The organism is Paenibacillus sp. FSL H7-0756 (genome assembly GCF_038006765.1).
In the GTDB taxonomy this organism is placed as follows: Bacteria; Bacillota; Bacilli; order Paenibacillales; family Paenibacillaceae; genus Paenibacillus_AQ.
Genome location: NZ_JBBOVT010000003.1, coordinates 1,204,626 through 1,231,361, shown reverse-complemented (window position 1 = coordinate 1,231,361; position 26,736 = coordinate 1,204,626). Strand labels below are relative to the sequence as shown.

At 52.6% G+C, this 26,736-nt stretch carries 18 protein-coding genes and 2 pseudogenes; 6 read left to right on the top strand and 14 right to left on the bottom strand.

Annotation, left to right across the window (positions count from 1 at the left end):
* Positions 1-72 precede the first annotated feature (72 nt).
* The gene (locus NST04_RS31365; RefSeq protein ID WP_341187717.1) at positions 73-1,113 is read left to right on the top strand and encodes an acyltransferase family protein; all 1,041 of its coding nucleotides are present in this window, start codon (positions 73-75) and stop codon (positions 1,111-1,113) included.
* Positions 1,114-1,373: 260 nt separating this feature from the next.
* Positions 1,374-3,059 carry a dihydroxy-acid dehydratase gene (gene ilvD, locus NST04_RS31360; RefSeq protein ID WP_341149017.1) on the top strand — a complete coding sequence of 562 codons (1,686 nt, stop codon included), beginning with the start codon at positions 1,374-1,376 and terminating at the stop codon, positions 3,057-3,059.
* 225 nt (positions 3,060-3,284) lie between these two features.
* On the opposite strand, the gene NST04_RS31355 is transcribed toward ilvD, so the two are convergent.
* On the bottom strand, positions 3,285-4,655 hold the full coding sequence (locus NST04_RS31355; protein ID WP_341187716.1) for a polysaccharide deacetylase family protein: 1,371 nt from the start codon (positions 4,653-4,655) through the stop codon (positions 3,285-3,287).
* 223 nt (positions 4,656-4,878) lie between these two features.
* Here NST04_RS31355 and NST04_RS31350 point away from each other — a divergent pair, with 223 nt between their 5' ends.
* Positions 4,879-6,132: an AI-2E family transporter gene (locus NST04_RS31350; RefSeq protein WP_341187715.1), complete on the top strand. Its 1,254-nt coding sequence runs from the start codon at positions 4,879-4,881 to the stop codon at positions 6,130-6,132.
* Here NST04_RS31350 and NST04_RS31345 read toward each other — a convergent pair.
* Positions 6,081-7,898, bottom strand: a complete 1,818-nt coding sequence (locus NST04_RS31345) for a peptidoglycan D,D-transpeptidase FtsI family protein (RefSeq protein ID WP_341187714.1) — start codon at positions 7,896-7,898, stop codon at positions 6,081-6,083. The genes NST04_RS31350 and NST04_RS31345 overlap by 52 nt on opposite strands.
* A 175-nt stretch (positions 7,899-8,073) precedes the next feature.
* Between NST04_RS31345 and NST04_RS31340 the strand changes: the two genes are divergently transcribed.
* A complete protein-coding gene (locus tag NST04_RS31340; RefSeq protein ID WP_341187713.1) occupies positions 8,074-8,391 on the top strand; it encodes a hypothetical protein in 318 nt (105 codons plus the stop codon).
* Here the strand turns inward: NST04_RS31340 and NST04_RS31335 are convergent.
* The 7 genes and pseudogenes from NST04_RS31335 to NST04_RS31305 form a co-directional block, all read right to left on the bottom strand.
* Complete coding sequence (locus tag NST04_RS31335) at positions 8,371-10,440, bottom strand: methyl-accepting chemotaxis protein (RefSeq protein WP_341187712.1); 2,070 nt, start codon at positions 10,438-10,440, stop codon at positions 8,371-8,373. The two genes, NST04_RS31340 and NST04_RS31335, sit on opposite strands and share 21 nt — an antisense overlap.
* Positions 10,441-10,485: 45 nt before the next feature.
* Positions 10,486-10,605, bottom strand: a pseudogene (locus NST04_RS31330) (acetylxylan esterase); the annotation flags it as partial.
* Entirely contained in the window at positions 10,605-11,630 is a 1,026-nt protein-coding gene (locus NST04_RS31325; protein ID WP_341187711.1) for a glycoside hydrolase family 130 protein, read from the bottom strand. The pseudogene NST04_RS31330 and the gene NST04_RS31325, both read right to left, overlap by 1 nt.
* Positions 11,631-11,697: 67 nt before the next feature.
* Complete coding sequence (locus tag NST04_RS31320) at positions 11,698-12,531, bottom strand: carbohydrate ABC transporter permease (protein ID WP_341187710.1); 834 nt, start codon at positions 12,529-12,531, stop codon at positions 11,698-11,700.
* Between the two features lie 4 nt (positions 12,532-12,535).
* Positions 12,536-13,417, bottom strand: coding sequence for a carbohydrate ABC transporter permease (locus NST04_RS31315; RefSeq protein ID WP_341187709.1), 882 nt, complete (start codon positions 13,415-13,417; stop codon positions 12,536-12,538).
* A gap of 106 nt (positions 13,418-13,523) precedes the next feature.
* The gene (locus NST04_RS31310; RefSeq protein WP_341188113.1) at positions 13,524-14,900 is read right to left on the bottom strand and encodes an ABC transporter substrate-binding protein; all 1,377 of its coding nucleotides are present in this window, start codon (positions 14,898-14,900) and stop codon (positions 13,524-13,526) included.
* 341 nt (positions 14,901-15,241) lie between these two features.
* The gene (locus NST04_RS31305; protein WP_341187708.1) at positions 15,242-16,006 is read right to left on the bottom strand and encodes a response regulator; all 765 of its coding nucleotides are present in this window, start codon (positions 16,004-16,006) and stop codon (positions 15,242-15,244) included.
* Positions 16,007-16,263: 257 nt separating this feature from the next.
* Here NST04_RS31305 and NST04_RS31300 point away from each other — a divergent pair, with 257 nt between their 5' ends.
* Positions 16,264-17,496 carry an AGE family epimerase/isomerase gene (locus NST04_RS31300; RefSeq protein ID WP_341187707.1) on the top strand — a complete coding sequence of 411 codons (1,233 nt, stop codon included), beginning with the start codon at positions 16,264-16,266 and terminating at the stop codon, positions 17,494-17,496.
* Positions 17,493-18,668, top strand: coding sequence for a glycoside hydrolase family 130 protein (locus NST04_RS31295; RefSeq protein ID WP_341187706.1), 1,176 nt, complete (start codon positions 17,493-17,495; stop codon positions 18,666-18,668). Before NST04_RS31300 ends, NST04_RS31295 begins: the two co-directional genes overlap by 4 nt.
* Positions 18,669-19,040: 372 nt before the next feature.
* Here the strand turns inward: NST04_RS31295 and NST04_RS31290 are convergent.
* The 5 genes and pseudogenes from NST04_RS31290 to NST04_RS31270 form a co-directional block, all read right to left on the bottom strand.
* A pseudogene (locus NST04_RS31290) lies at positions 19,041-19,403 on the bottom strand (transposase); the annotation flags it as partial.
* 260 nt (positions 19,404-19,663) lie between these two features.
* Positions 19,664-20,725 (bottom strand): LacI family DNA-binding transcriptional regulator, encoded by a 1,062-nt coding sequence (locus NST04_RS31285; RefSeq protein ID WP_341187704.1) that lies wholly within the window; start codon positions 20,723-20,725, stop codon positions 19,664-19,666.
* A gap of 48 nt (positions 20,726-20,773) precedes the next feature.
* The gene (locus NST04_RS31280; protein WP_341188112.1) at positions 20,774-22,075 is read right to left on the bottom strand and encodes an ABC transporter substrate-binding protein; all 1,302 of its coding nucleotides are present in this window, start codon (positions 22,073-22,075) and stop codon (positions 20,774-20,776) included.
* Positions 22,076-22,096: 21 nt separating this feature from the next.
* Entirely contained in the window at positions 22,097-23,983 is a 1,887-nt protein-coding gene (locus tag NST04_RS31275) for a cache domain-containing sensor histidine kinase (protein WP_341187703.1), read from the bottom strand.
* Positions 23,984-24,654: 671 nt separating this feature from the next.
* Entirely contained in the window at positions 24,655-26,712 is a 2,058-nt protein-coding gene (locus tag NST04_RS31270; RefSeq protein ID WP_341187702.1) for a methyl-accepting chemotaxis protein, read from the bottom strand.
* Between the last annotated feature and the right edge of the window lie 24 nt (positions 26,713-26,736).

Here is a 26,736-nt window from a genome sequence, read left to right as displayed (position 1 = left end):
TGTCCGGAAATCATGTATTTTAAAATTAAAGTATCAATCCCCTGTAAACCTAATTTCATTGGAGGTTACGTCATGACCCGGGAAAGCCCGCTTGACACGCGCGGAGAGACTTTTTTTCTTAACCTGCGCTTCATGCTCATTGTAACTGTCTTTGTGGCCAATGCGATCGAACCCCTGATTCAAGAAATGAGCGGACTTCACACGCTTTACCAGTGGATCTTCAGTTTTCATATGCCGCTGTTTGTACTGGTGACCGGATACTTTGCCCGTTCAAGCTTACATGGAGCGCCTGGACGCAAGGTACTCCTGCAGATTGCCCTGCAATATGTTATTTTTCAGAGCCTCTACTCCCTACTTGACGCCTCCCTGTTTCATGTCAATAATATACAGCATTCCTTCTTTGCTCCTTATCTGCTGCTCTGGTTCCTGGCCAGCCACATCTGCTGGCGCCTGCTGATGCTGGGCATGAGCCGCTGGACCCGCAGCGCCCAACTGGCCTTCGCTGTTACGGCAGGAATGGCCGTAGGTTATCTGCAACTGGACGGGATCTGGTTCAGCATCAGCCGCACCTTTGTCTATTTGCCCTTTTTTGTGATCGGGTACCATTTCTCCTTCGGAGCTTTTGTGAAGCTGTATCAGCGGTATGTCAAAAGCATTGCCGCCGCCGCTTCGCTCCTGCTGCTCCTTGCTGTCGGCCTGTTTGGCAGTGATCTCCCCATCGGCTGGCTATACGGCAGTATGACTTATATGCAGCTTGGCGCCCATGAATGGTATGCGGGTCTGTTCCGGCTGGCGGTCTATGGCCTGCAATTCATCGCCTCCCTGTCATTTCTGGGCCTGGTGCCTTACGGGTTAAGCCGCATGACCGGTCTGGGACGCCGGACCCTCTATGTTTTTCTGCTGCATGGCTTTGTGGTCCGCACGGCGGTGATTTCCGGCCTGTATGCCTATATCGGCAACTCCGCCGGAGCAGCCCTGCTGCTCGCCGGTGCAGTAGGATGCACGGTGCTGCTCGCCCAGCCTGCGGTCAGACGTCTGCTGAATCCGCTCGTGGAGCCGCCCATAGACTGGATGATCTCCCTGCAGCGTGCCGCCATCCGGCGCTCTCTATAGAAAGAAGCTGCCACGTTATATCAATTTGCCGAAGTCTATCCTTTACGGGATAGGCTTCTTTGTGTATATTAGCCCAGACTTTACATGCGTGACCCGCCGACAAACTTCACATTGTCCGGTAGAAAAAACAGGCTTTTTGTGATAGACTCTCTATTAACGTTCGTAACCAATCACCGCAGGGTACGTATATTTCGGGATTGCAATGCGTTAATGCGGCACTATATTCGCTTCACCAATACTGTTAGGGGGAAAAAGTCATCATGGCAAACAAGAAAATGCGATCAGATATGATCAAAAAAGGCTTCGACCGCGCTCCTCACCGCAGCCTTCTGCGGGCAGCAGGCGTTAAAGAAGAGGATTTCGGCAAACCGTTCATCGCGGTCTGCAATTCCTATATCGATATTGTTCCTGGTCATGTGCATCTGCAGGAATTCGGCAAAATCGTGAAGGAAGCCATCCGTGAAGCCGGCGGGGTTCCGTTTGAATTCAATACTATCGGCGTAGATGACGGTATCGCCATGGGTCATATCGGTATGCGTTATTCGCTGCCAAGCCGCGAGATCATTGCCGACTCTCTGGAAACGGTAGTATCCGCGCACTGGTTCGACGGCATGGTGTGCATTCCCAACTGTGATAAAATCACCCCGGGCATGATGATGGGCGCACTGCGCGTCAACATCCCGACAATCTTCGTCAGCGGCGGGCCGATGAAGGCCGGAGTAGACAGCAAAGGCAAGAAACTCTCCCTGACCTCTGTATTCGAAGGCGTTGGCGCGCATCAGGTCGGCAAGATCAACGATGCTGAGCTGCTCGAACTCGAACAATACGGCTGTCCTACCTGCGGATCATGCTCCGGTATGTTCACCGCGAACTCCATGAACTGTCTGGCCGAAGCTATGGGCCTTGCGCTTCCGGGCAACGGCACCATCCTGGCCGTAGCCGAAGAACGCAGAGACTTCGTCCGCAAATCAGCAACCCAGCTCATGGAGCTGATCAAGCTGGACCTGAAGCCGCGTGATATCGTAACCCAGGAATCGCTGGACAATGCCTTCGCGCTGGATATGGCGATGGGCGGCTCGACCAATACCGTGCTGCATACTCTGGCATTGGCTCAGGAAGCCGAAATCGATTATCCGTTGGAACGCATCAACGAAGTAGCTAACCGGGTTCCTTACCTGGCCAAGCTGGCTCCGGCTTCCGATATCTTCATCGAGGATGTGGACCGGGCAGGCGGCGTAAGCGCCGTGCTGAACGAATTACTGAAGAAGCCGGGCGCGATCTTCGGCGATTGTATGACGGTTACCGGCAAGACATTGGCCGAGAATGTAACCGGGCATGAGATCCAGGATACATCTGTTATTCATACCATCGATAACCCTTATTCCCAAGTTGGCGGACTGGCCGTACTCTACGGCAACCTGGCTCCGGAAGGCTCCATCATCAAGGTGGGTGCGGTGGATGCTTCCGTTGGCGGCTATCACAAAGGACCTGCCATCTGCTTCGACTCCCAGGAGGAAGCACTGGAAGGTATCGCGAACGGCAAGGTCAAAGAAGGCCATGTAGTCGTTATCCGTTATGAAGGTCCGAAGGGCGGACCGGGCATGCCGGAAATGCTGGCTCCGACTTCGCAGATCGTCGGCATGGGTCTGGGTGCCAAGGTCGGCCTGATCACGGACGGACGGTTCTCCGGTGCCTCCCGCGGGATTAGCATCGGTCACATCTCGCCGGAAGCGGCTGAGGGCGGTCCGATCGCTTTTGTAGAGAATGGCGATATCATCGAACTGGACCTCAATAACCGTAAGATCGAGCTGCTGGTTGACGAGGAAGTGCTGGCGGTCCGCCGCCAGGGCTGGAAAGAATTCGAGCCGAAGGTGAAGACTGGTTATCTGGCCCGTTACTCCAAGCTGGTTACCAATGCAAGTAAAGGCGGCGTGCTGAAGATCTAATCGTCAGCGACAGCCTGAGCCTGAGCAAATGTAATGAGGATAAGAGCAGTTCCAACCGCATATGCGGCCGGGGCTGCTCTTTTTTGTTGCACGAACTGCAGCTTTGAGCTCGAAATATCCACTGATCCGGATGAATTGTTGCATAATGTGCAGGAACAAAAAAACGCCGGCCTGATAGGCCAGCGGAGGATCAATAATATAAGTGCTGTGAACACTGCTTCGTCTTCAATGAACCACCGTTGCTCCAGGCAGTTCAGCTTCAAGCGTGAGTCCCTCTTCGTGTACCCGCTCCACCGGCTTCTGCGGCCGCCGCTGGTTCATCTGGTTCAGCAGCTGCGACACGGGCATCAGCATCATCTTGGGCACCAGCACCTCGCTGCGTACCTTGAGCCTTGCCCCGCCTGAGGGGTGAATGACGCTCAGCAGAACACTGAGATAGAATTTGGTCGAGCGGGCGAACAGACCGCTGGGCAGGTCCACCACCATGAAGCCGAATTTCTCCGGCCCGCGGTTAATCATGCTCACACCGTAGAGCGCCTTCGCTTCGGCCAGCTCGATATCACCGGCAATATGCACGGCGAGCAGCGGCAGATCCTTCTCCATCCGGCGGATCATGCGGATCGCCAGCTGAGCCGGAGAACGGGAATGCACCCCCAGCTCGAACAGCTGCCTGTTGTCGATGTGCAGCTCAATGACCTTATCGCCTTTGCTCAAGGTCTCGCCGTTGTCCATCAGTACCGTATTGCCCTGATACTTGCGCAGACGGTAATGCAGGAACGGATCTGCCGGCGTGATCGTTTTGAGCTGGAACATTAGCTGGAACAGCTTCTCCCACGCCAGCCACAATCCGACAAGCAGCCGCTTGCCGAAAGACAAATGCGTGATCGGGGAGCGCTGCACCGCCTTGATCATCTCGTCAATCCGGACGCTGCGCAGTCCGCGCCGCTCAGCTTCGGCGAGCATCCGTTCCAGTGCAATCAGCATATGCTCCGGCGCATTCGGATCGGCGCCGATCGTCGTCCCGCAGTCATGCAGCAGAAGCACCTCACCCGGACCGAGCTTCGCAATGAGCTTCTCGGTCAGCTTTTCCGCTCCAAGCTTCTCCTTCCAGTCGCCGAACATTGCCGACCACAGCACAATCTGCACCTGACGGCGCTTGGAGAAGTCGAACAGGTTCACGATCCCCCAGGGAGGCCGGTAATAGGTACTGCGCTCGCCGGTAATGGAGAAGATGATCTCGTCCGTCCGGTCAATCTGCTTCCTCACCGTAGCGGGACGCATCAGCCAGTTCGTCTTGTGCACATAATTATGAATTCCGATCAAATGCCCTTCGTCATGCATTCGCTTGATGATCTCGGGATGTCTCTCCGCGTGGGAACCAACGACAAAGAAGGTCGCCTTCGCATCGTAGCGTTTAAGCAGATCCAGCAGCAGCGGTGTATAATGCGGGTCAGGCCCGTCATCGAAGGTCAGGCCGTAATCCGTACGCCCGATCCCTCTTCGGAAGACACGATAACCAAATAAACGGCTGATCATACCAGGAATAAAAGCATAAAAAGTAGAGATATAAAAAAGCCAGAGCAGCAAAGTCTGCATATACAATCACCGCTTTTCCAGAGTTGACTTTGGCTCGCCTTACGTCTTTTAGGAGATAGATGTGATACGGCCAAGTAGAGTAAGTAGAAGCGACAGCTTTAAAAAACATCACCTCCTATTTTAACACAGCTGTCAAAGAAATAGACGTTTTTTATTAAAATCGTGTACAATGAGTTGAAGTGCCGGTTACAAATTTTTCTTCACAAAGGGGTCGTTTAAATCTATGCTGCCGCTGTACAAAAAATATTGGCGCACCTTTTTCGACATTGGACTGCTTGTTCTAACTGTATATTTAGTGATGCTCAGCTTCAGCAAATTGTACCAGCTGGCTGCGCCGGTGTTCCTGTCCTTTTTTGTATTTCTGCTGATTGAGCCGCTGGCCCGCTTCCTGAACCGCAAGGGAATGGCCAAGCCCTTCGCGTCCGCGATCTCCGTGGTCCTCTTCCTGGTCATCCTGCTGGGCGTACTGTTCGGTGCCGGACTGCTGATTACGACCCAGGCGATTCACCTCCAGAATAATCTGCCCAAATATACATACGTGGTCCAGCAGCATTTCGCAGAGACTACGACTTATCTTCAGCACAAAATCGATTCGCTTCCATCCGATGTGACGGATAAGCTGAACGGCTATTTCACAGATGCCACCAATATTCTCTCGAAGTGGATGGTCGCCTTCTTTAAGTATATGGTCGGAGTGCTTGGCTCTTTCTCTTCCTTTATGGCTAACTTCGGGATTGCGATCATTCTCGCCTTTTTCCTCAGTATGGAGATTAAGGACTGGCGCCGGATTGCCCACGAGAAGCTGCCGAAGACGTTCAAGACAGCCTACGCCTTCCTGCAGGGAAATGTGTTCAGGGCGATCGGTTCTTATATCAAAGCTCAGATGATTCTGATCAGCATCACCTTCATTATTATTCTTGCCGGTCTGCTGATTCTCCGCACGGGCAATGTACTCACCATAGCGCTGGTCTGCGCCGTGGTCGATCTGCTGCCGCTGCTCGGCGTACCTGCGGTGCTGATCCCTTGGATCATCTATCTGTTCATTGTCGGCAATACGCCGCTGGCGATCGGGCTCATCATTCTGCTGGCTGTAGTAATGGTAGTTAGACAACTGTTGGAGCCCAAAATCACAGGGAATTCAATCGGTGTCTCCTCTGCCTTCCTGATGCTCTCCTTCGTGATTCTGTCCTCCTCCCTGTTCGGGATTGCAGGCCTCATTCTGTCGCCGATTCTGCTGATTCTGCTCAAGGAGCTGCTCCAGCAGGGATATCTCCAGCAGTGGATCTATCTGCCGCAGGAGGAGTTCGTCGTCTCGCCTTTCGCGGCCTCGGGGACATCTACGGCAGGCGGTCCCGGAAGCAGCGGAGACGGTCCGGCCGGAAATGCCGGGTCTAATGCTAATGTAGAGCCTGCCGGTCCAGATCCTCAGGCGCCGGTTGATCCGCCTTCCAGACCCGACAACAGCTCGAACACCTGACCGAACAGGCGGGTGGCGGCCTGCGGACTGTCTGGAGCCACATTCTCGATCGCCACAGACACCGCATATTTCGGCTGGTCCACCGGACCATAGCCGATGAACCATTGATTATTGCGGGGCGTGCCATGCACCAGCGTCTGGGCCGTTCCTGATTTGCCGGCGAGCGGCCAAGCGGAAGAATTCAGCATACGGCCTGTGCCCTCTGTGACTACGCTGCGCATCATGCCCAGCAGCATATGGGCAGTGGCCGAAGAGATCCGACCCTCCGGTGCTGGCGCCAGATGTCCCGGAAGCTCTTTAAGCGTCTGTCCATTGGCAAAAGCAACCCGCTGCAGAATCCGCGGCGCTCTCACCTCGCCGCCATGCAGCAGCGTGACGACCAGATTCGCCGCCTGCAGCGGAGTGATCCGCACATCACGCTGGCCGATCGCCGTCTGGACTCTCGCCCCGCCGTCATCCGGCAGGAGCGTAGTGAAGATCGTCCCTGGCTGCTCCCCGGCCAGCGGCCGCAGGAGTGGCAGTCCGAGCGTATTCTCCGCCTGCCACCCGATGCTCCGGCCCAGTCCCAGGGCAAGCGCGGTAGCTTGGAGCTTCATACCGCTCAGCCGCTCGGCCAGCGTAGCAAATACAGTATTACAGGACACGGCGAACCCTTGCTTAAGCGTAAGGGCGCCGTGTTTTTTGCCGTGCGGACAAGACAATCCGTATTTTCCATACGCTCCTGCACAGAAGAAGGACTCCTCCGGTGCGGTCAGCCCGGCTTCAAGTGCGGCAGCAGCCGTAACAATTTTGAAGATAGAGCCTGGAGCTGCCGCTTGTAGTGCACGGTTATTCCATTCTCCGCCTTGCGGGGAGACCTGCTGCGGATTGTAGAACGGCAAGGAGACCATCGCTGCGATATCTCCGCTCCGGCTGTCCATTACCACAATCGCCCCTTCCTTCACCCCTGCTTCCACCGCCAGCTGCTCAATGCTCTCCTGAAGCTTCAGATCAATAGTGGTATATAGAGACAGCGGGTAATAGGGGTTACCCGGCGCTTTGATTGTGATCGGGCTGCCCGGGACCCGTTTGCCGCGTGCATCCACCTGGGCGACAGCTTCCGTATGCCCAACACCCTGCAAGAGCGGCTCCAGCGTCTTCTCCAGCCCGTCTGTGCCGGTTCTTGGAATTCTCAGCCCTGTAGGGGATTGGGTGATAGCTGCACCCGAAGCTTCAGACAGATAACCTAGCCACTGACGGCCGGATGCAGACCCGTTATATCTGCGGGCAAAAGGCAGTGCCCTGACGCCTTCTATCTCAAGCGCCTCTACCTCTCTGGCCTGCGGCAGAGTCAGAGCCAGCGGACCGGTGCCTTGGCCGGAAGGCCAGAGCAGCGGCTCCTTTAGCCCTAGCCGTCTTGCCTGCAGCTGACTGTAGCTGACGCCAAGAATCTCAGCCAGCCGGTGAAGCTGCTGGTCATCGTTATATTCACCTGCACCATGAGGCTGGTGAAGCTCCTCCTCCGGCGGGAACAGCGCAGCGGTCCAGACCGTCTCTCCGGCCAGCGCCTCCCCGTTCTTCGCATACAGCCGCCCTCTTCCGCTATCCAGCACAGTCTCCCGCTCACTTTGCAGCTCGGCCATCTGAGCTACCGTGTAACGGGTGCCGCTTACTACGCTATCCTTCAGCAGCAGTTGTACCCAGGCCAGCCTGATCATCAGGCCCGCCAGCAGCATACACAGGATCAGGCATCCCCAAAATATACGTTTATGAATCAGCTTGTGCAATTGCTATTCCTCCATCAAGTGGGCTGCAGAACCATGGCTAATATTATACCCACCTCATGAAGCAAAATAACCCTAACGGGTAACCATGCTGATGCCTCATACACATTAGCAGTCCTTCACGTTTCTTCATCTGCTTGATTCTGGCGAGCGCCAGCTTTAGCCAGGGGGAGCGTGGATGTCGCGAGCCCCGAACCCGGGAATTGTAACCGGTTTTTCGATTACATCTGGTCCACACGCCACCATCCAGCGCAATGTGATCGGTTTTTCGATTACATTTGGTCCACACGCCACCATCCAGCGCAATGTGATCGGTTTTTCGATTACATCTGGCCCACACACCACCATCCAGCGCAATGTGATCGGTTTTTCGATTACATCTGGCCCACACACCCCCTATCGGCCCATTATTGTCAGTTTTTCGCATACAAAAAAACCGCATCCCATGAAGGAAAGCGGTCTGAAAAAGTTAGGCTCACACGTTGAACTTCGATAACCGCTCCCGCAGTCTGGAGGAAGCATTCTCCAGCTTACCGGAGAGGGTAACCAGATATTCGCTTACATTCTCCTGTTCTCCGGTCAGGGAAGCTACCTCTTCAGAGGCGGCCGAGGATTCTTCCGCGAATGAACTGACATTGCCTATAGTCTCTGACAAGACTTGCTGCGAGTGGTTCAGGCCGTCAATCGAAGAGGAGACCGAATCCAGCCTGGTGATCAGCTGATGCATCTGCCCCTGTACACTAGTGAAGATCTCACTGGTGTTCTGAACATAGTCCATCTGCTCCCCGAACAGCGGCGCAACCTCGGACAGGGCGTCTACCGTCTCATGCATATCCCGCATGATCCGGTCCGTAATCTCGCCCACAACGGCAATGGAACGCTTGGACTGCTCCGCCAGCTGGCGGATTTCATCGGCGACAACCGTGAAGCCCTTGCCCGCTTCGCCTGCCCTCGCTGCTTCAATAGTAGCGTTCAGCGACAGGATATTGGTCTGCTGGGTGATGCTCTGCATGACCTCCAGCACCTGAATCACCGATGAGGCGGTATCCTTAAGTTCATTCACCTTAAGAACCAGCTTGCCTGTCCTGTCGCCAGTCTCTTGGGTTCTGCCCAGCAGCTCCTGCAGCTTGACTACCCCTTCTGCACTGGCTTGCTCCACGCTGTGCGCAGTTCCGCCAATCTCATGGGCCACTGCAATGACGGCTTCCATCTTCTCCGAGATCTGAGCCGTCATCTCATTCCCCCGGTCCGCTTCCAGCGAGAGACTGCCTGCACCGCCGGCAATCTCTTCCGTGGCTGCAGCAATATCCTTCGCTGCCACCGCTGTGTCCCGGGAGGCATTGCCAAGGGCTTCCGCTGCTTCCGTAACTTCACGCGCGGTCTCATTGGTGTGGACGACCAGCTCTGTAATCTGCTCCATCATCAGGTTGAAGGAGCCGGACAGCTGGCCTATCTCATCACGGGTGACGACATCGGTGCGTACGCGCAGATCCCCGTCTGCGCCCTTGACCATCAGATCCCGCAGCCGTGACAGCGGACGCGAGACCATCCGTACCATCCAGAGTCCAATCAGCACGGCAACGGCGGCAGCGGCGGCCACTGCAATGTAGGTCGTGTTAAGAATCCGTCCCGCATCCTTGGTCAGATTGCCGGAAGGCACCACACCGAGCATCCTCCAGCCGGAGGTATGCAGTGTGCCGTAGACAGCAAGAATGGATTTGCCCTTCTCATCCTTGGTCGGCAGAGAGCCGGAGGTATCACTTAAGCCCTTGAACAGAGTGCCGCCCAGGCGCAGATAAGTGTCCGTTTCCTCTTGCTGGGAAGAGGCGATCAGCTCATCTGCGGACGTCAGCAGCTGGATATAGGAGCCCGGGCCCAGATCAACCATTTTCAGCTGGCTGTCAAGCTCTGTAGTCTTAATATCGCAGATTGCCAGATAACCGGAGTGACCCGCTTCCGCCGCTACAGACTTAGCGAAACGCACCACTCCTGCGGCCTCTCCCTGCTTCAACGCTTCGGTAATCCACTGGCTCTGCGGCTTCTCCTGCAACTGCTTGTACCATGCTGCATCACGGATCGCCTCCAGGAAATCTTTATCCACTTCACCAGCTCCGGCTGCGGGCAACACTTCATTCAGCGGAACCAGATACACTGCCTGCACCCCGGGTACAGCCGTGAGCCATTGATTGAGCTCCCCTTTAATCGTCTTGGAGAGCTCTGTGCGCTTCGCTGAATCTGCGGCTGCAAGACCTTCCAAGGCAATTGCCTGCTGAATATCATCATTGTAGAACAGCTGACCCAGATTATCTTCATAGCGCAGCAGGATCACATCCAGCTTCTCTGCCGCCTGCTCCACGGTCTGCTGATTAGCGGACAATGCATTGTTCTCAATCGTATGCCTGGCCACAGAGTAAGAAATATACCCCAGAGACAGCACAATACCCATGGTCGCGATGAAAAACACCAGAAAGAGCCGCATCCCCAGCGACTTGGAGGGATGCAGCCGAGTAAGAATAGATGTACTGCGAACTGTTGACTTGCTCAAAAAATCACCGCCGGATTCTATGTATTCTTGAACGGAAGGAGCCCGTTACAAGGTCATGAACATCTGAAGCGTCCGATCAGAAAGATAGGGAAGATATTCATGACCATACTCATGATATACCAACAGATCTTTTACGGCTGTGATTTTGTTGTATGCGGCAAGCTCTAGATTCTCCCGGGACCGGCATCATCGCCAACCTCTTCATGAGTCTCAATGACGTAATTAACGATTTCATGAGCGGTGGTGTAAGCAACACCAACATAGGTGTCCGCTGCCCCGTAATAGATGGCAATCCGTCCGGTATCCGCGTCACTCAGCGCAGCACAAGGGAAGAGGACATTGTTGACAAAGCCTCTTTCTTCATACCATTCTTCCGGTGTCAGCACGAAGTTGCGGGAGCGGTATTTCACTTTTGAAGGCTCATCTGCATCCAGAATAACAGCGCCCATGCTGTAGACAAGGCCGTTACAGGTCCCTGTTACCCCATGGTAGAACATCAGCCAGCCTTCCGAGGTCTCAATGGGCGCAGGGCCGCCGCCGATCTTGGTACTCTGCCACCAGCCTTGTCCGCCCTTGGTCATGACATGGCGGTGCTTGCCCCAGTACACGAAGTCTGGGCTCTCGCTGAGGAAAACATCACCGAACGGCGTATGTCCGCTGTCACTTGGACGGGAGAGCATAACGAAATTCCCGCCTATTTTCTTCGGGAACAGCACGCCGTTACGGTTGAACGGCAGGAAGGGATTCTCCAGACTGACGAAGCTCTTGAAATCCTGTGTCTTGGCAACGCCGATTGCCGCCCCGTAGAAATCCGTGCACCAGATGATGTAATAGGTATCCTCCACCTTTACCAGACGGGGATCATACGCGTAACGCGGCATGTATGGCTGGCCTGCTTCGTCCTTGAACTGGATCGGCTGCTCATCAATGACCCAATCCAGACCGTCCGCGCTGCGGCCCATCCGCAGATGGGGGCGGGTCGTGTTATCCTCAACGCGGAAGACTCCCAGAAAGCTGCCCTCGTAAGCGATCACCGCGCTGTTGAAGATACGGGCGACCCCTTTGGCCGGATTGCGCTTGATTACCGGGTTATCGCTATGTCTCCAGACCGGATTGTCATTCCCGGCAGGTCTGTCCTGCCAAGGCATATTCGGCAGGCTGTGGCTGCCAGTCAGTTTAACTTCTCTCATAATAGAATCCCTCCAATAATAGTTGCAGCAGCCGCTGCGATGGTGTGTTACTCCCCGGCTTGCCGCTTTATTTGACCGACCCTTGGGCGAAGCCGTTATAGATGTATTTCTGCAGCGCTACGAACGCGATCAGCGTCGGAATGATGGCGATCATAATCGCGGCGCAGATGACCTCCCACTGGGAGCCGTAAGGCCCTTTGAATTTGAACAGCGCGGTAGATACGACCTGCAGGCTGCTTTTTGGCATATACAGAAATGGGGTATAGAAATCATTGTAGATATTAACGCCCTTCACGATAATCACCGTCACAATGGCCGGACTCAGCAGCGGAAGAATGATTCTCCAATAGATCGTCCAGTAGGAGGCGCCATCCAGCATTGCCGATTCGTCAAGCGATTCAGAGATCGAGTCCAGGAACTGCATGAAGATATAGACAGCGATAATATCGGTCCCCAGATACATCAGAATCGGCGCCCAGCGGGTATTGAACAAGTCCAGGGCATTGATGATCTGAAAAGTTGCTACTTGCGTCGTTACTCCGGGAATCAGCGTAGCCAGCAGAAAAGCCCCCATCAGCGCCTTGCTGCCTCTGAATTTGAAGCGGGCCAGAATGTAAGCCATCATCGAGCCGGTAAGCGTAGCGCCCGCAATGGAAATAAGGACGATAATGATCGTGTTCATGAAGCCGAGCAGCATGTTTCCGTCTACGAAGGCTTTAGAATAGTTGGCGAAATTCAGCCAGTTCTCCGGCAGGGTCAGCGGACCGGTTGAGGCATACTCGGCATTGGTTTTCAGGGAAGCGAAGAAGACCACCACAATCGGTATCAATGCCATCAGCGCACCCAGCACCAGGGAGAGATATTTGAAGAAAGCCGCCAGGTTGTATTTCAAGGTATGCATCGCTCTATTTCTCCTCCTTGATCAGAATGCGCTGCAGGATGGTGACCAGAATCACAATACCAAGCAAGACCACAGCCATGGCCGAAGCCAGCCCCAGCTTGCTGTATTTGAAGGCCACATCGACGGTCTGGATGACAAAAGTACCGCTGCCGTTGGAGCCGCCGGTCATCACGTACGGAATCTCAAACACACCAATCGCCCCGCTGACCGCGAGGATCAGATTGAGCTGCAGGATGCGCTTGATGCTTGGAATGATGATATGCCGGAACTGATGCCAGCGGTTAGCCCCGTCTATCTCCGAGGCTTCATAGATATCGCTGCCGATCGAGGAGATTGCACCAAGGAAGATAATAAAGTTCATCCCCATGTAACGCCATACCGACGCAAAAGCGAGAGAGACATTAATGAGCTGCGGATTCAGCAGCCATTTCTGCTGGAGTGACGTAAGGCCGAGCAGATCAAGAATGGTATTAAGCGTGCCTTCCGGCTTGAAGAAGAACAGGAAGATGAATCCGATCGCCACACCGTTCAGCAGGGTCGGGAAGAACAGAATCCCCTTGAACCAGTTCTTAAGCCGGACATTGAAGCTCAGAATCGTCGCAAAATAAAGCGCCAGCCCCATCTGGACAAAGGTGGCGAAAAAGTAATACAAGCTGACCTTGAACACGGCGAAGTACTCCGGCTTGGTGAAGATCGTCTTGTAGTTGTCAAAGCCGATGTACTCCATATTTTTGCTTAGCCCGTTCCAGCTGGTGAAGCTGTACTGAAACATTTTAAAGACAGGTAAATAGGAGAACGTCAGCAGGAGAACTACGGGTACTAGCGAAAATAAAAAAATGATCAGAATCCGTTGATTTTTATAGCTCAGGTTAGACAATTTAGGCACGCTCCACACCTCCTGAAAACTTACTGCTCTTCACTGCGCTTCTATCCCTGAAAAAGTGAAGGGGATCATGCCTTGCCGGCATCTCCCCTTTCTTTTGATCTTTAATCTACTTGGCAGTGACAATTTTGGCTCTGGCTGCTTTCCATTTATCATTCAGTTCTTTCATAATGTCATCATAGGATTGCTTGCGGTTGCCAATTGCTGCTTCGATGATTACCTTCTTGAAGTCAGGCTGCCACAGGCCGATTTCCGCCTCTTTATCAATGGCATCCACCCAGCCTTCTTCACCGGCTTTGGCTGGAGCAAGCGTGTCGAAGGTAATGTCTGTGCCTTCAAACTGCTTGAGAATTTCAGGCAGCTCGGCTCCCTTTACCGGGCTCATGCCTCCCCCTTCAGTAGTCGGATAACCGGATTCATTAATGAACCAGTCCACCCATGCTCTGGCGGCTTCTTTATTTTTGCTGTGAATGCTAACCCCCAGATTATAGTCGTCAGACAGCGGAACCAGAATCTTGTCGGCATTGGTCGGGAATGGCATGAAGCCTACATCATCCGGGTTCGCTGCCAGTCCTTTGATCTGACCAATGGCCCAGGAGCCCAGAATCATCGTACCGATTTTGCCGTTCGCCAGATCTGCCTTGGAGGATTCCCAGTCGGTTGTAGTCGGGTCCTCTTCGATCAGACCCTCTTTGGCAGCATCGTACATTACTTTGTAGAGCTCATAGTGCGGCTGGCCTGGAACGAAGTTATCGTCGGAGGCTACCTGGCCGATGTTGACATATTCACGGTCTCCGGCAACGGTAGCCAGATCCGCTTCCCACTGAGTCAGCGTCCAGCCCGCAGCATAGTTCGTGTAGAGAGGAACGGCATCCGTCTTCTCCTTGATACTCTTGAGTGCAGCGGAGAACTGGTCGAAGGTTCTTGGAACCTCGGTCACTCCGGCATCCTTGAAGACCTGCTTGTTATAGATCACGCCGGAGAAGTTCACCGTAATCGGAATACCGTAGGAAATCCCGTCTACCGTCCGCTCTTCGAGGCCTGTATATTGCTGCTCCAGATCAGACTTTTTACCCAATGGCTCGAAGAAATCCGGCAGGTCTTTGATCGCTACGCTGGTAGGCAGGAGCAGAACATCTCCGTAATCACTGGTGCTCATGCGGATTTTGATCTGATCCTCGTAGTTCGACAAGGCTTCAAAATTCACTTTGACATTCGGGTATTTCTCGTTGAACTTGGCGGCGTAGTCTTTGAACACAGTATCCACAATATCCGTCCGCTGTGTAATTACCGTAATATCACCCTTGATATCTTTAGCTGCATCTCCCTCAGGAGCGGCAGTGGCCTCCACAGCGGTGCCTGTGTTCCCGCCTGCATTGGTTGCAGCCGCATTAGTGGCATTATTGTTGTTAGATGAACAGCCGGAGAATAGACCGGCCATCAGTGTCAGCGTTGCCAACCCGGTAACTGCTTTGGTTTTTTTCATCATATTTCTGACCCCTCTCTTCATTTAGAACGGAATAGTATAATAACAAAACAATAACAGTGAGATCCATTTTCCTACTACACAGAATTTAAATTATCCTCCATTCATCTAGAATCCCTTGTTGTTATCGCTTTCATTGCAATTATAGACCCTACCACTCCTTTAAACGATGGTTTCAATTGCTTTTTCTGGTCTTCTATTTGTTATTTTTGTTATTTAAAATATAGTGGCAGCAAAAACAAAACGTCTGCACAACCGCGAAAAAACACTACCCTGTCACTCCCTGAAGAAGTGAAATGGTAGTGCCAATGGGCTCTTTTCCTGTAAAGTGCGACGCAAGCTTATGATCTGTACCGGCTTTTATACTCCTTAGGCGTCATGCCGCACATTTTCTTGAATAGCTTATTGAAGTACACCGGATCGCTGTAGCCGACTTTGTCAGCAATCTCATAATTCTTCAGGTCCGGATGATGGAGAAGCAGCTTCTTGGCCTCCGCAATGCGGATGCCGATCAAGTAGTCGGTAAGGGTCTGACCTGTCTTATGCTTGAACAGCCTGCTGATATAACTCGCATTCATTCCCACGGCCTCAGCCAGCCGCTCAAGCTCGAAATTAAGACCGTAATCCTGCTCAAGAATGCTCTTCATCTGCTCGACTACATAATGCTCCCCGCCTTCGGAAGGCTGATGCGGCACTTCATCGGAGGGAGCAGCCGCAAGTGTCTGCCGGGCCGCTTCTACACTTTTGAGCAGATCATATAATTGTGCCTTATCTATGGGCTTCAGCAGATAATCAAGTACACCGAAGCGCATAGCCTTACGGGCATAGTCGAATTCACTGAAGCCGCTCAGCACTGCTATAGGCAGCTGCTTAAGATGTCCTCTCGCCGCTTCAATCAGCTGGAATCCATCCATTCTCGGCATCTTGATATCAGTAATAAGAAGATCAATCTCCTCCAGGCTTAGCTCCTGCAAATGGTTCCAGGCCTCAAGCCCGTTGCCGTACGAGCCGATCACCCTGACCTCCACATCCATTCTGGAAGCGATCTTCTCCAGCCCGCGGCGGATCACTTCCTCATCATCCGCAATCATGATCCGGATTACCACCCTATCGCCCCCGTCGTTTCATCTCTGATGATAGCGCTATCAATACAATTATAGACTCTGCATAACCATTAAAAAATGTGCCCCTATCCACTTTTATAGTCTTCAATTGACTTCATCCAATTCCCGCTTGAATTCCCGGCCGAAAAGGGTTATAACATGGTTATATATCGTTATCATTATAAACTAATATAATAATAACAATTATAAAAATTAACTCCAACACCAGCAAGCACTATTAAGGAGTGAACAAAACAAATATGAACAATGCAACCGAAGTATGGCGCACCCGGCTGGAAGCAGAGCTGAAAGACAATATTCTGGGCTTCTGGATGAAGCATACCCTGGATGATACTTATGGCGGCTTTATCGGTGAAATGGACAATCAGCTGCACGTGTTGCCCGGTGCGGACAAAAGCCTTGTACTGAATGCACGAATTCTCTGGACATTTGCAAGTGCTTACAACATGTACGGAACCGCAGATTATCTGGCTATGGCCGACCGTGCCTATGATTATCTCATTCAGCATTTCACAGATTCCGAATTCGGCGGCTTCTTCTGGATGGTAGATCAACACGGATCTGCTTCACAGCCCAAGAAACAAATCTATGGACTCGCCTTTGTCATCTATGCCCTGGCTGAGTACCATCATGCTACCGGCCGGGACGACGTCCTGCGCCAAGCCACCCAATTGTTCCATTTGATTGAGAAATACGGTTATGACCCTCTTCACAAAGGGTATATTGAAGCCTTATCGCGGGAGTGGGAGATGACCGATTCCCTAAGTCTCAGCACAAAGGATATGAATGAGAAGAAATCCATGAATACTCACCTGCATGTGCTGGAAGGGTATACCGGCTTGTACCGGGTATGGAAATCAGAGACACTCAGAAGCAAGCTGGCTGAGCTGATCGAAACGATGCTGGACCATATCCTGGATTCGGACGGCAAGCACTTCCATTTGTTCATGGATGAAGAGTGGCAGGTGAAGTCAGAGCATATCTCCTTCGGCCATGACATAGAGGGAAGCTGGCTGCTCTATGAAGCTGCGGAAGTTCTTGGAGATGAGGTCCTGCTTGAACGCGTGCGCAAGGTATCCCTGTCGATGGCCGAAGCTGCACTGGCTGAGGGGGTAGCGCCGGATGGAGGAATCTGGAACGAGGCAGATCTTAGCGGCTTCATTGACAAAGCCCGCGAATCCAGAGACTGGTGGCCGCAGGCTGAAGCCATGGTCGGATTCTACAATGCATATCAGTTAACCGGAGATTTGCGTTTTCTGGAAGCCGCTGAGAGCTCATGGAGCTTCACAGAGAAATATATTATTGATCATCAGCTGGGCGAATGGCACTGGGGAGTGGATGAATCCCTGCAGCCGCTGGCCCATGCACCGAAGGTCAGCGCCTGGAAATGCCCCTATCACAACAGCCGGGCCTGCTTCGAGATGATTAGACGGCTTGGCGAACCATCACATGTAGAGGAGACTATTCAATGAGCACAATCTTTGAACAACGCAAGCAGGCGTTAACGGAACGCTATGAGGCACTCATCACTCGCCCCAATGAGAAGCTGCCTTACGGCAACGGTATTTATGACCGCTACAAGTATCCCCTGCTCACTGCGGAGCACGCCCCCCTGATCTGGCGTTACGACTTCAATGAGGAGAGCAACCCTTATTTCGCAGAGAGAATCGGAGTGAATGGCGTATTCAATCCAGGAGCCATTGAACTGAATAGCAAATTCTACATCGTTGCCCGGGTGGAAGGTAATGACCGCAAATCCTTCTTCGCCGTTGCCGAGAGCAGCAGCGGTGTGGACGGCTTCCGCTTCTGGGATCACCCCGTAGTGCTTCCTGAGACCGCAGATCCGGATATCAACGTCTATGATATGCGCCTGGTACAGCATGAGGATGGCTGGATCTACGGCCTGTTCTGCACCGAACGCAAGGACCCGGACGCTGTCCCTGGCGATTTGTCCAGCGCCGTTGCGCAGTGCGGCATTACCCGTACCAAGGATCTCAAGACCTGGGAGCGTCTCGCCGATCTTAAGACCGGCTCGGCCCAACAGCGCAACGTGGTCCTGCATCCAGAATTTGTTGACGGCAAGTATGCCTTCTACACGCGCCCGCAGGACGGGTTCATTGACGCCGGTTCCGGCGGCGGCATCGGGTGGGGCTTATCGGAACAGATTGAGAACGCCGTTATCACCCGCGAGACGATCATGGACCAGCGCTACTACCATACCATCAAAGAAGTGAAGAACGGACAAGGTCCGGCCCCGATCAAAACACCGCTCGGCTGGCTGCACATCGCCCATGGCGTCCGCAATACGGCTGCCGGCCTGCGCTATGTGCTGTATGCCTTCTTGTCTGACCTTGCGGAGCCTAACCGCGTGACTCATGCCCCAGGCGGACATTACATTGCTCCAGACGGTGAAGAGCGCGTCGGCGATGTATCCAATGTTGTCTTCTGCAACGGCGTCATTGCCCGTGACAACGGCGAGGTCTTTATCTATTATGCCTCCTCCGATACCCGCATCCATGTAGCTGCCACCACTGTAGACCAACTGCTCGATTATGTCATGAATACTCCTGAAGATCCGCTTCGTTCCTATGCCTGCGTACAGCAGCGCATCGCTTTGATCGACCGGAATTTGCAGGTGAAATAACACACAAGCGGTACAACTCTTTATTGCGTAGTGGTATCAACGTGAGCACTTGGATGGACGCTCCGCTGTTTAAGCGGGATGCTATTCTTCCATCCTTAAAAAAGAAACAAAAAGTAAAATGGAGGTATCCTTTGGCTTCCGGAGATTTCTGCAAGTGGCTGTCGCCGCCCATAGAAAATCACTTCGGGGACAACCCCTTCAGTTTTCCATCTGGCCCGCTTCCGGCCGATTTAATGGGGCTGTCCCAAAAGTAACCTAGCCGAGACAGGGCTCTATCTTCAAAAGCTTAAATCTCAAAAAGCAGCGATTCTCTCATTATTGGAGAATCGCTGCTTCTTGAGTTTTTGGTCATTTGTAGCTTGTTTTAATACATTTGATTCCGTCTAAAAAGTAATGCTCCAGCGAAACGTATTTCTCTTCAACCAGAAACTGAAGTATGACGGTAAATACCGTCTCAAGGACGTTCTTCATTCGCTGGGAACAGAAGCAATTCAGCGTGCGGAAAACGGGTCGCTGCCGCCCAGCCAGCCAAATAAAGGGAATAGTCTCTCGTACCGCTTTGGCGATTTGACGAGAGGAATAGATTCGCTGGATGTAGGCGTAAATGATGACTATGGTAAGCATTTTGGGGTGATAGCTGTCACGGCCGCCACCGGGGTAGGCTGCGTCAAAGATGGCGTCGTCCAGCCGATGAACATTGGCATTTACGACACAAACGAAATGATGTTCTGGAATTTATTTCTTTTTTATGAATATTAAAAGGATTGTGGGCACATTTCCCGCTTAAACAGCGGAGAGGACGGACTGATTGCGGAAAAGCGATAGCGGTCGCCTTGCTCTCCGGATTTTTACCGCTAAGAGAAATAAATAAAATTCTTACGAGCACAGCGATTGTAGCAACGGTCCGTTCGCGGAGCGTCCGCACCACGTTCACAAGTTAATCCAACTCAAAAAAGAGGGTCGTCCCAAGCCATTTCATAGCTTTTGGATCAGCTTCAACCCCGCGGCTTCCCCACAGAGTCCCGGTGGACGATATCTGCGGAGATCAGAATTTTCTCCAACGGTGCAGCGGAATTCTGGATACGGTTCAGCAGCTTCTCTACAGCTGCCCGGCCCATAGCCTCCTTAGGCACATGAACGGTTGTAAGCGGAGTAACCCCCCGCAGGGAATCCTCGATATTATCAAAGCCTGTGACCGAAAGATCTGCGGGAATACTAAGCCCGGCTTCCCGCAGCAATTCACTGACATCGAGGGCTGTAAAGTCGTTCGCACACACAATTGCCGTAGGCAGGGTATCCGATTCTTTCCGGGTGGCTACCCAGCGTCTGAATTCGTCGCGGAGCATTTGGTCATCCATTCCCTCCAGCAGCAGTTCGTCACCTATGGCCGGGACCTTCAGATGATTCTCCTCCAAGGCGCTGCGGAACCCGATCCAACGGTCACGGAAGCTGCGGGAGTAACGGATATTGCCGATAAAGTGAAATAGAGTATGTCCGGTGCCTATCAGATGATTGACGAGCCGGGTCATGGAATCGATGTTATTCGCAAATACAGTATCACATGGAATTAAAGCATCCTCATGGTCGATCATGACCAGCGGGAGCCCGATCCGGTGCACTTCGAGCAACAGTGAGGTGGAGATCTGCCCTACTCCGATCAAACCAAGCAGACCGTCAGGATTGAGTACATTAACGAAATTGTCAGCCCGGTGCTCTGAAATAATCACCATGCCCAGCCCCTCCTGATCCAGCGCCAGCGCAATGCCATCGACGATTTTGCCCCAATATAGTGAATCTTGAGTCTGAGAACGGATATTGGGCATCAGCACCAGCACGGATTGCTTATTACGGTCTTGCTCTCCCGTCAGCGAACGGCGCTTCGGACTTTGTACATAGGCGTTTTTTTGGGTGAAATATCCCAGCTGAGAGGCGGCTTGAATCACCCGCTCCCGGGTGGTCTCATTGACCCCCTCCTTGCCGGAGAGCGATTTGGATACGACGAACTTGGAGACCCCAAGATGATCGGCTATTTTTTGCATCGTTACTTTTTTGGCCACAACAATACCTCCAGAATTTGATCTTGCTTGGTGTGCAGAGTCCGATGGTTACGGAGCAGACTGCTGACTCATACGCGCTTCCTTCCATTTCGCATTCAACTGGTCAAAGGACTTCTGCAGATCCGGTGCGGCGAGCACATCCTGAATATAATCGCCCGACCAGAAGCTCAGCTTCGTCCGGTTCGCCAGATCAATGAACGCATCCGTCTGCACCGTAGCCTCAATCAGCTTCGGATGATAGGAAAGGAACTCACTATATTGCTGTAAAGCGGGTTCGTCCGAACCCTTCGCCGGAAGAAACCCCCAATCTTTCGCATACGAAGTTTCTGTGATGAAATACTGAAGCCAAGCCATCGCAAGCTCTTTATGGCGGCTGAATCTGCTAACCCCCATGAACCAGTCGGGATTGAGTGCCGCATAATGGGCCGTACCGTTGTCATATGGAAAAGGAAAGAAGCCTATATCCTCTGGCGAAGCGCCTGCATCAATGATCTGCCGGATGGTCCAGTTCCCCTGCAGATACATGCCTGCTTCTCCCTTGGCCAGTCTGGATTTGGAGATCTCCCAGCTGTTGGAGAATAACTGCTCCTCGACATAACCCTTGGCCATCATCGTTCTGGCAATCCCCAGAGCCTGTCCCCATTCGTTACCGATCTGCCAGGGATTGTCCTCATGAACCATATCATTCAAATAATCGGGGTTCCCCGTCATATAATTAACCAGATTATTGCCCCACTCCCGCAGCGGCCAGACGGCTCCGTAATTCATATACAGCGGGATGATGCCCGCCTGCTTCAGCTTGGCACAGGCCGCGTAGAATTCATCAAGCGTCTGCGGCACCTGATCAATCCCCGCCCGCTCAAAAGCCTTCTTGTTGTATACGATCCCACTCGTGGTATTGCCTGTAGACATCCCGTATCGCTTGCCGTCAAAGGTTGCAAAGGTCGTGAACCGCTCCTGCGCCGCCAATTCCTCACTCAGCGGCTCGAAGAAAAGCTCCAGTTCCTTCGCAGGCAGATTGACCGGAAGCAACAGGACATCCCCAGTGTCCTTGGTGGACAAGCGGACCAGGATATCCGTGGCATAGCTGGAGAGACCCTCAAATTCCACCTGGGCTTCAGGATACCGCTTCCTGAATTCCTCCGCATAGCCCTTAAATGTTCCATTCTCAATCAGATCAATCCGGTTCGTCAGCATCACGATCGTACCGGACAACTCAGAAGGCGCTTCCTCTCCGGCAGAGGCAGCCGGAACCGGGGCAGGCCCTCCACTGCTCCGGCTGTTACAGCCGCTTGCCAGCAGTAGCAGCATCAGAAGCAGCACGGCATACACCGGAAAACGTACAATCATCCGTTTCAAGCCCATTCCTCCTCAAGGGGTCTCCCCTTCAATTAAGGGAGTAATTCCCGGCAGCGGCAATGACAAAATTACATCCGTACCCTCGCCAGGCTTGCTGAACACCTCAATCCCATAGGCCGGACCATAATGAAGCTGAAGGCGCTGGTGCACATTTGCCATCCCAATCCCTCCATTAATGCTCTTCTTCGGAGGGGCTTCATGCCGGAGTCTCTCCCTCAGCTTATCCAGTGTAACCTGATCCATTCCACAGCCGTCATCACGGATATGGAACAGAAGCCTCTGCTCTGTATACTCACACTTGATGCTCAGATGCATCCGGGACTTGGTATCATCCAGCCCGTGATACGCAGCATTCTCAATAATCGGCTGAAAAACCAGCTTAATCATGGAATAGTTGTCAAGCGCCTCGGGAACATCCATTGTCAGCTCAAATCTGCCGGGATACCGGCTGCCCAGCAGCTCCACATAGTTTCGCACATACAGCAGCTCCTGCTTCATCGTTGCCCAGCCGGTCAAGTCACTGGTGCTGTAGCGGAGCAGCTTCCCCAGAATGGAGATCATATCAGCGGCCTCCACATCATCATTAATCTCTGCGGTCATCCGGATCGTTTCTAGCGTATTGTAGATAAAATGCGGATTGATCTGGCTCTGAAGCGCCTGAAGCTCCGCCACCTTCTTCTGTTCCTCAATCTGGTAAATATCCTGGATCAGTTGACGAATGCGGGCCAGCATACGGTTGAATTGATGCCCCAGGAGACCAATCTCGTCACGGCGTTTAATGCGGAAGGTCACATCGAGATCGCCGCCCTGCACTTTTTTCATCAGCTGGATCATTTGGGTCAGCGGCTTGGTCAGGGCAAACGACAGAATGAGCGAGATGATCAGGGCCAGCACAATGATGATTAGAGTAGCGCCTATAGTCGCATTGCGGGTCAGCTTCACTCCACGGGTCAATTCGTCCACCGGTATGGAAATAATCACCTTCCAGTTCGTCTTGGTTGAGCTTGAATAGATATTAAGACGGTCCTTGCCGGATACAGTGTCATAAAAGCTCCCCGAGCTCCCTTCTGCAGCACGGAACAAGGAGGACCGGGAAATATCCGCAGTCAGCAGCTTCTGCTCACTGTCATAGATGACTTTGCCTGACTGATCCACAAGGATCGATTTCCCCCGGGTCACCTTGTCCAGCTCCGCCACCTGATTCTCCAGATTACTGAAGTTAGCCTCCACCGCGATCAGGCCGGCTGGCTTCCATAGCCCGTCCAGAATGGGACGCACCACTGTAAAGGCATACCGGGTACTCTGCAAATTACTTGTATATGCCTGCGTTCCCAGAAGGGTCGCTTCTCCGCCGGAGCCCTTTACCTGCTCGCTCCAGAACCTGTAGCTCTGTTGCAGATCCAGCCGGACGCCCCCATCCTTGGCAGAATAGTAACCATTCCCGTAGGCATCAAAAATATAGACCGAATTGGTTCCCCGCTTAATATTGTTAATAAATGAAATATTCTCTTCGATACCCCGCTGAATGGACAGCAGAAGATCCAAATCGCCGGGAGCCACCCGAGCCGTGTCCTGCTTGCCTTCCATCATCTGCTTTTGCTCATAATAGCGGTTCGAGCGGATCAGATTCTGCTTAATCTCATTGACGTAGGCGGGCATGGAAGACATCCGTTTCATATCTTCTATGTAATCATCGATGGAATCCATCATTTGATCGATCAGCTTCTCGGAATAGGCGATTGTGTTCGCCTGGATGGATTCCGAGTAGCTCTTGAAGCTGATCACACTGATGAATGATAGCGGGAGCGTAATAATGACGAGAAAGACCAGGAACAGCTTGCGCTCCATGGACATATCCACGATATAAGACCACCAGTTGTTATTGCGTGCTGCTCTCATTCGGCCTTCTCCCTGGTTCAGATTACATAACTAATTCAGCAAACAACAATAACAAAACCCTAACAAAACTATTATACGCATTCGCTTAAGGATGTACAAGGAAGGATGTGCACTCAACCAAAATAAGCTTCTATATAAATCCGGTGACAAGCTTATGCATACAATGCTAGCTTTCCTTCGGAAAGCTTTCAGGCGGACGTTGACTGAACAAGCATATAGAGAGGTACTAATATTTTCATATCTGTGGTACGGTGCTTGCGACGCATAGTAAACCTTTGAGAAAGACCAACTAATGGATAAAATGACCCTGCGGGTGAAGGATGCTGGTGCCTCTCTCACCGGTCGCCTGTAAGGAGCTGTATTGTTGTACTTTTTGCAGGATTCCTTAAATAATAATACTGGCTAAGCTCCAATTGTTGCATTATTTGCACAAATTCCGACGTTTTGAGCAAGTTAGCGTAGGATTTGTTGCAATTCGTGCAGGATTTTAGCATAGACCGCTTCTACGGGGCAGCATTGTTGCAATTCGTGCAGGATTCCTTAAAAAATGGTACGGCTGTGAAACATGGGGCATATCCCTCGGCGCAGCATTCCTGTACATCAACTAAAAAGGGCATCACGCAGCCGAATGCGGCTTGCGTGACGCCCTGAAATCAGAACAGCTCTAAATATTATTTGATCGTAAACAGTGACAGCTTGCTCTCCAGTTGGGTAGAAGCCCCTTGCAGCTTGTTCGACAAGGCTACGAGATGATCACTGACATTCTGCTGCTCACTGCTGAGCGACGCAACCTCTTCCGAGGTTGCCGAGGATTGCTGCGCCACCGCACTTACATTCCCCATAGCATCGGATAGCACGCCCTGTGAATGGTTCAGACTGTCGATGGCCCCTGTTACAGACTCCAGACTCGTAATAAAGTCCTCCATTTGACCCTTAACGGACACGAAAATCTCACTGGTACTCTTCACGGATACCATCTGCTCCTTGAACAGCGGAGCCACTTCAGACAGGACAGCAACCGTCTCATCCATCTCAGCTACGATCTTATCTGTAATACCGGCGACCAGAGCAATGGATTGTTTGGATTGGTCGGCAAGCTCACGGACCTCCCCTGCGACTACCATGAAGCCACGGCCGGCTTCGCCTGCTCTCGCTGCTTCAATCGTTGCATTCAGAGACAAAATGTTCGTCTGCTGGGTAATATTCTTCATCACATCCAGCACCTTGATTACGGAATATACCGTTTCCTTGAGATTATTGACTCTATCCACCAGAGCAGAGGTCATTTCACCTGTACGTCCGGTCTGATCCAGCAGCGCTTCCAGCTGTACAGCACCCTGTCCGCTGGCTTCCCCAACTCCACGGGCTGCCTGATCCATCTCGGAGTTGGCTGCGATAACACTCTGCATCTGCGTAGCAATCAGGTCAGTCAGTTCATTGCCGCGCTCGGCTTCCTGGGCCAGACTTCCGGCACCGCCGGCAATCTCTTCCGTGGCCGCAGCAATCTCCTTGGCGGAGATCGCCGTCTTGCGCGAGGCATCCCCCAGCTCACCCGCAGTCTCAAGGACTTCGCGGGCTGTATCTGTAGTCTGGGCTACCAGCTCAGTAATCTTACCCATCATCATATTGAAGGAAGCCGACAGCTGGCCGATCTCATCCTTCGAGACATACTCTGTACGGACACTCAGGTTGCCTTCGGCTCCCTCCAGCATCAGGTCCTTGAGGCGTGCCAGCGGCTTGGCGATCAACTGGACCATCCAGAAGCCGACAATCATAGCAAGCACGGCTGCCGCTCCCGCAGCAAGGAAGGTGGTAAACAGAATCGGCGTGGCAGCTTGAACCAGTTGTCCGGTAGGAACTACACCGGCAAGCTTCCAGTCTGCCTTCTGCATCGGGTTGTACACAGCAAGGATATTCTTGCCGTTCTCATCCTTCGCTTCCGTGCTGTCATTGTTCACCTTGCTGTCCTTGATGAAATTCAGTACGGTGGCTTTGCCGTCCTCTTCAGGCTGCGAGGATGCCACTACGATTCCATCCGGGGCAACCAGTTGAATCCGTGAGCCATCCCCAAGCTGCACACTCTTGAAGGCTTCTTCCAGAAGGGTGCTCTTAAGCTCCAGCATGACTACATAAGAGGCATTGGAGCCCAGATTCTTAAGCGTTCTGACCATGGCCAGGTTCTTGCCGCCGCTGCCTTCAACGGCTGTAGGGAACCAGTAGTTCTGGGCGGATTTGGCTTCTTCCGTATAATAAGGCTCATAAGAGCTTGAATTCTTGACCACAGTCTTGTACCATTCCTGAGCTCTCACATCATCACCCGCGAGACCGGTGCTTCCGCTGGAGACGATCCCCATCTCAGGGTCCTCCGGAATGAGTGATATGGCGACGATATTGGCATCTGTTGTCGTCTGGCTGGACAGCTTCTTACTGATTGCATCTGTAGCCACGAACTTATCGTAGCTGCTCTTCGCTGAGGACAGCTCTGTCAGATTGGCCTGCATCTGTGTATCAAAATATAACTGAAGCGCGAGACTCTCATACTGCTTCAAGGTAATATCCAGCTTCTCTGAGGTCTGAATAATCGTCTGCCGGTTGGCTTCAGACACATTCTCTTTAATTGTATTCTTCGCTTTGTTGTAAGACAGAAGTCCTAAGAACAGGACCACCACCACGATAGAAGATAAGAAGATCAGGAACAGCTTCACCCCAACGGATTTAGTCGGGTTCACCCTCTTCACCTGTCGTAGCGAGCT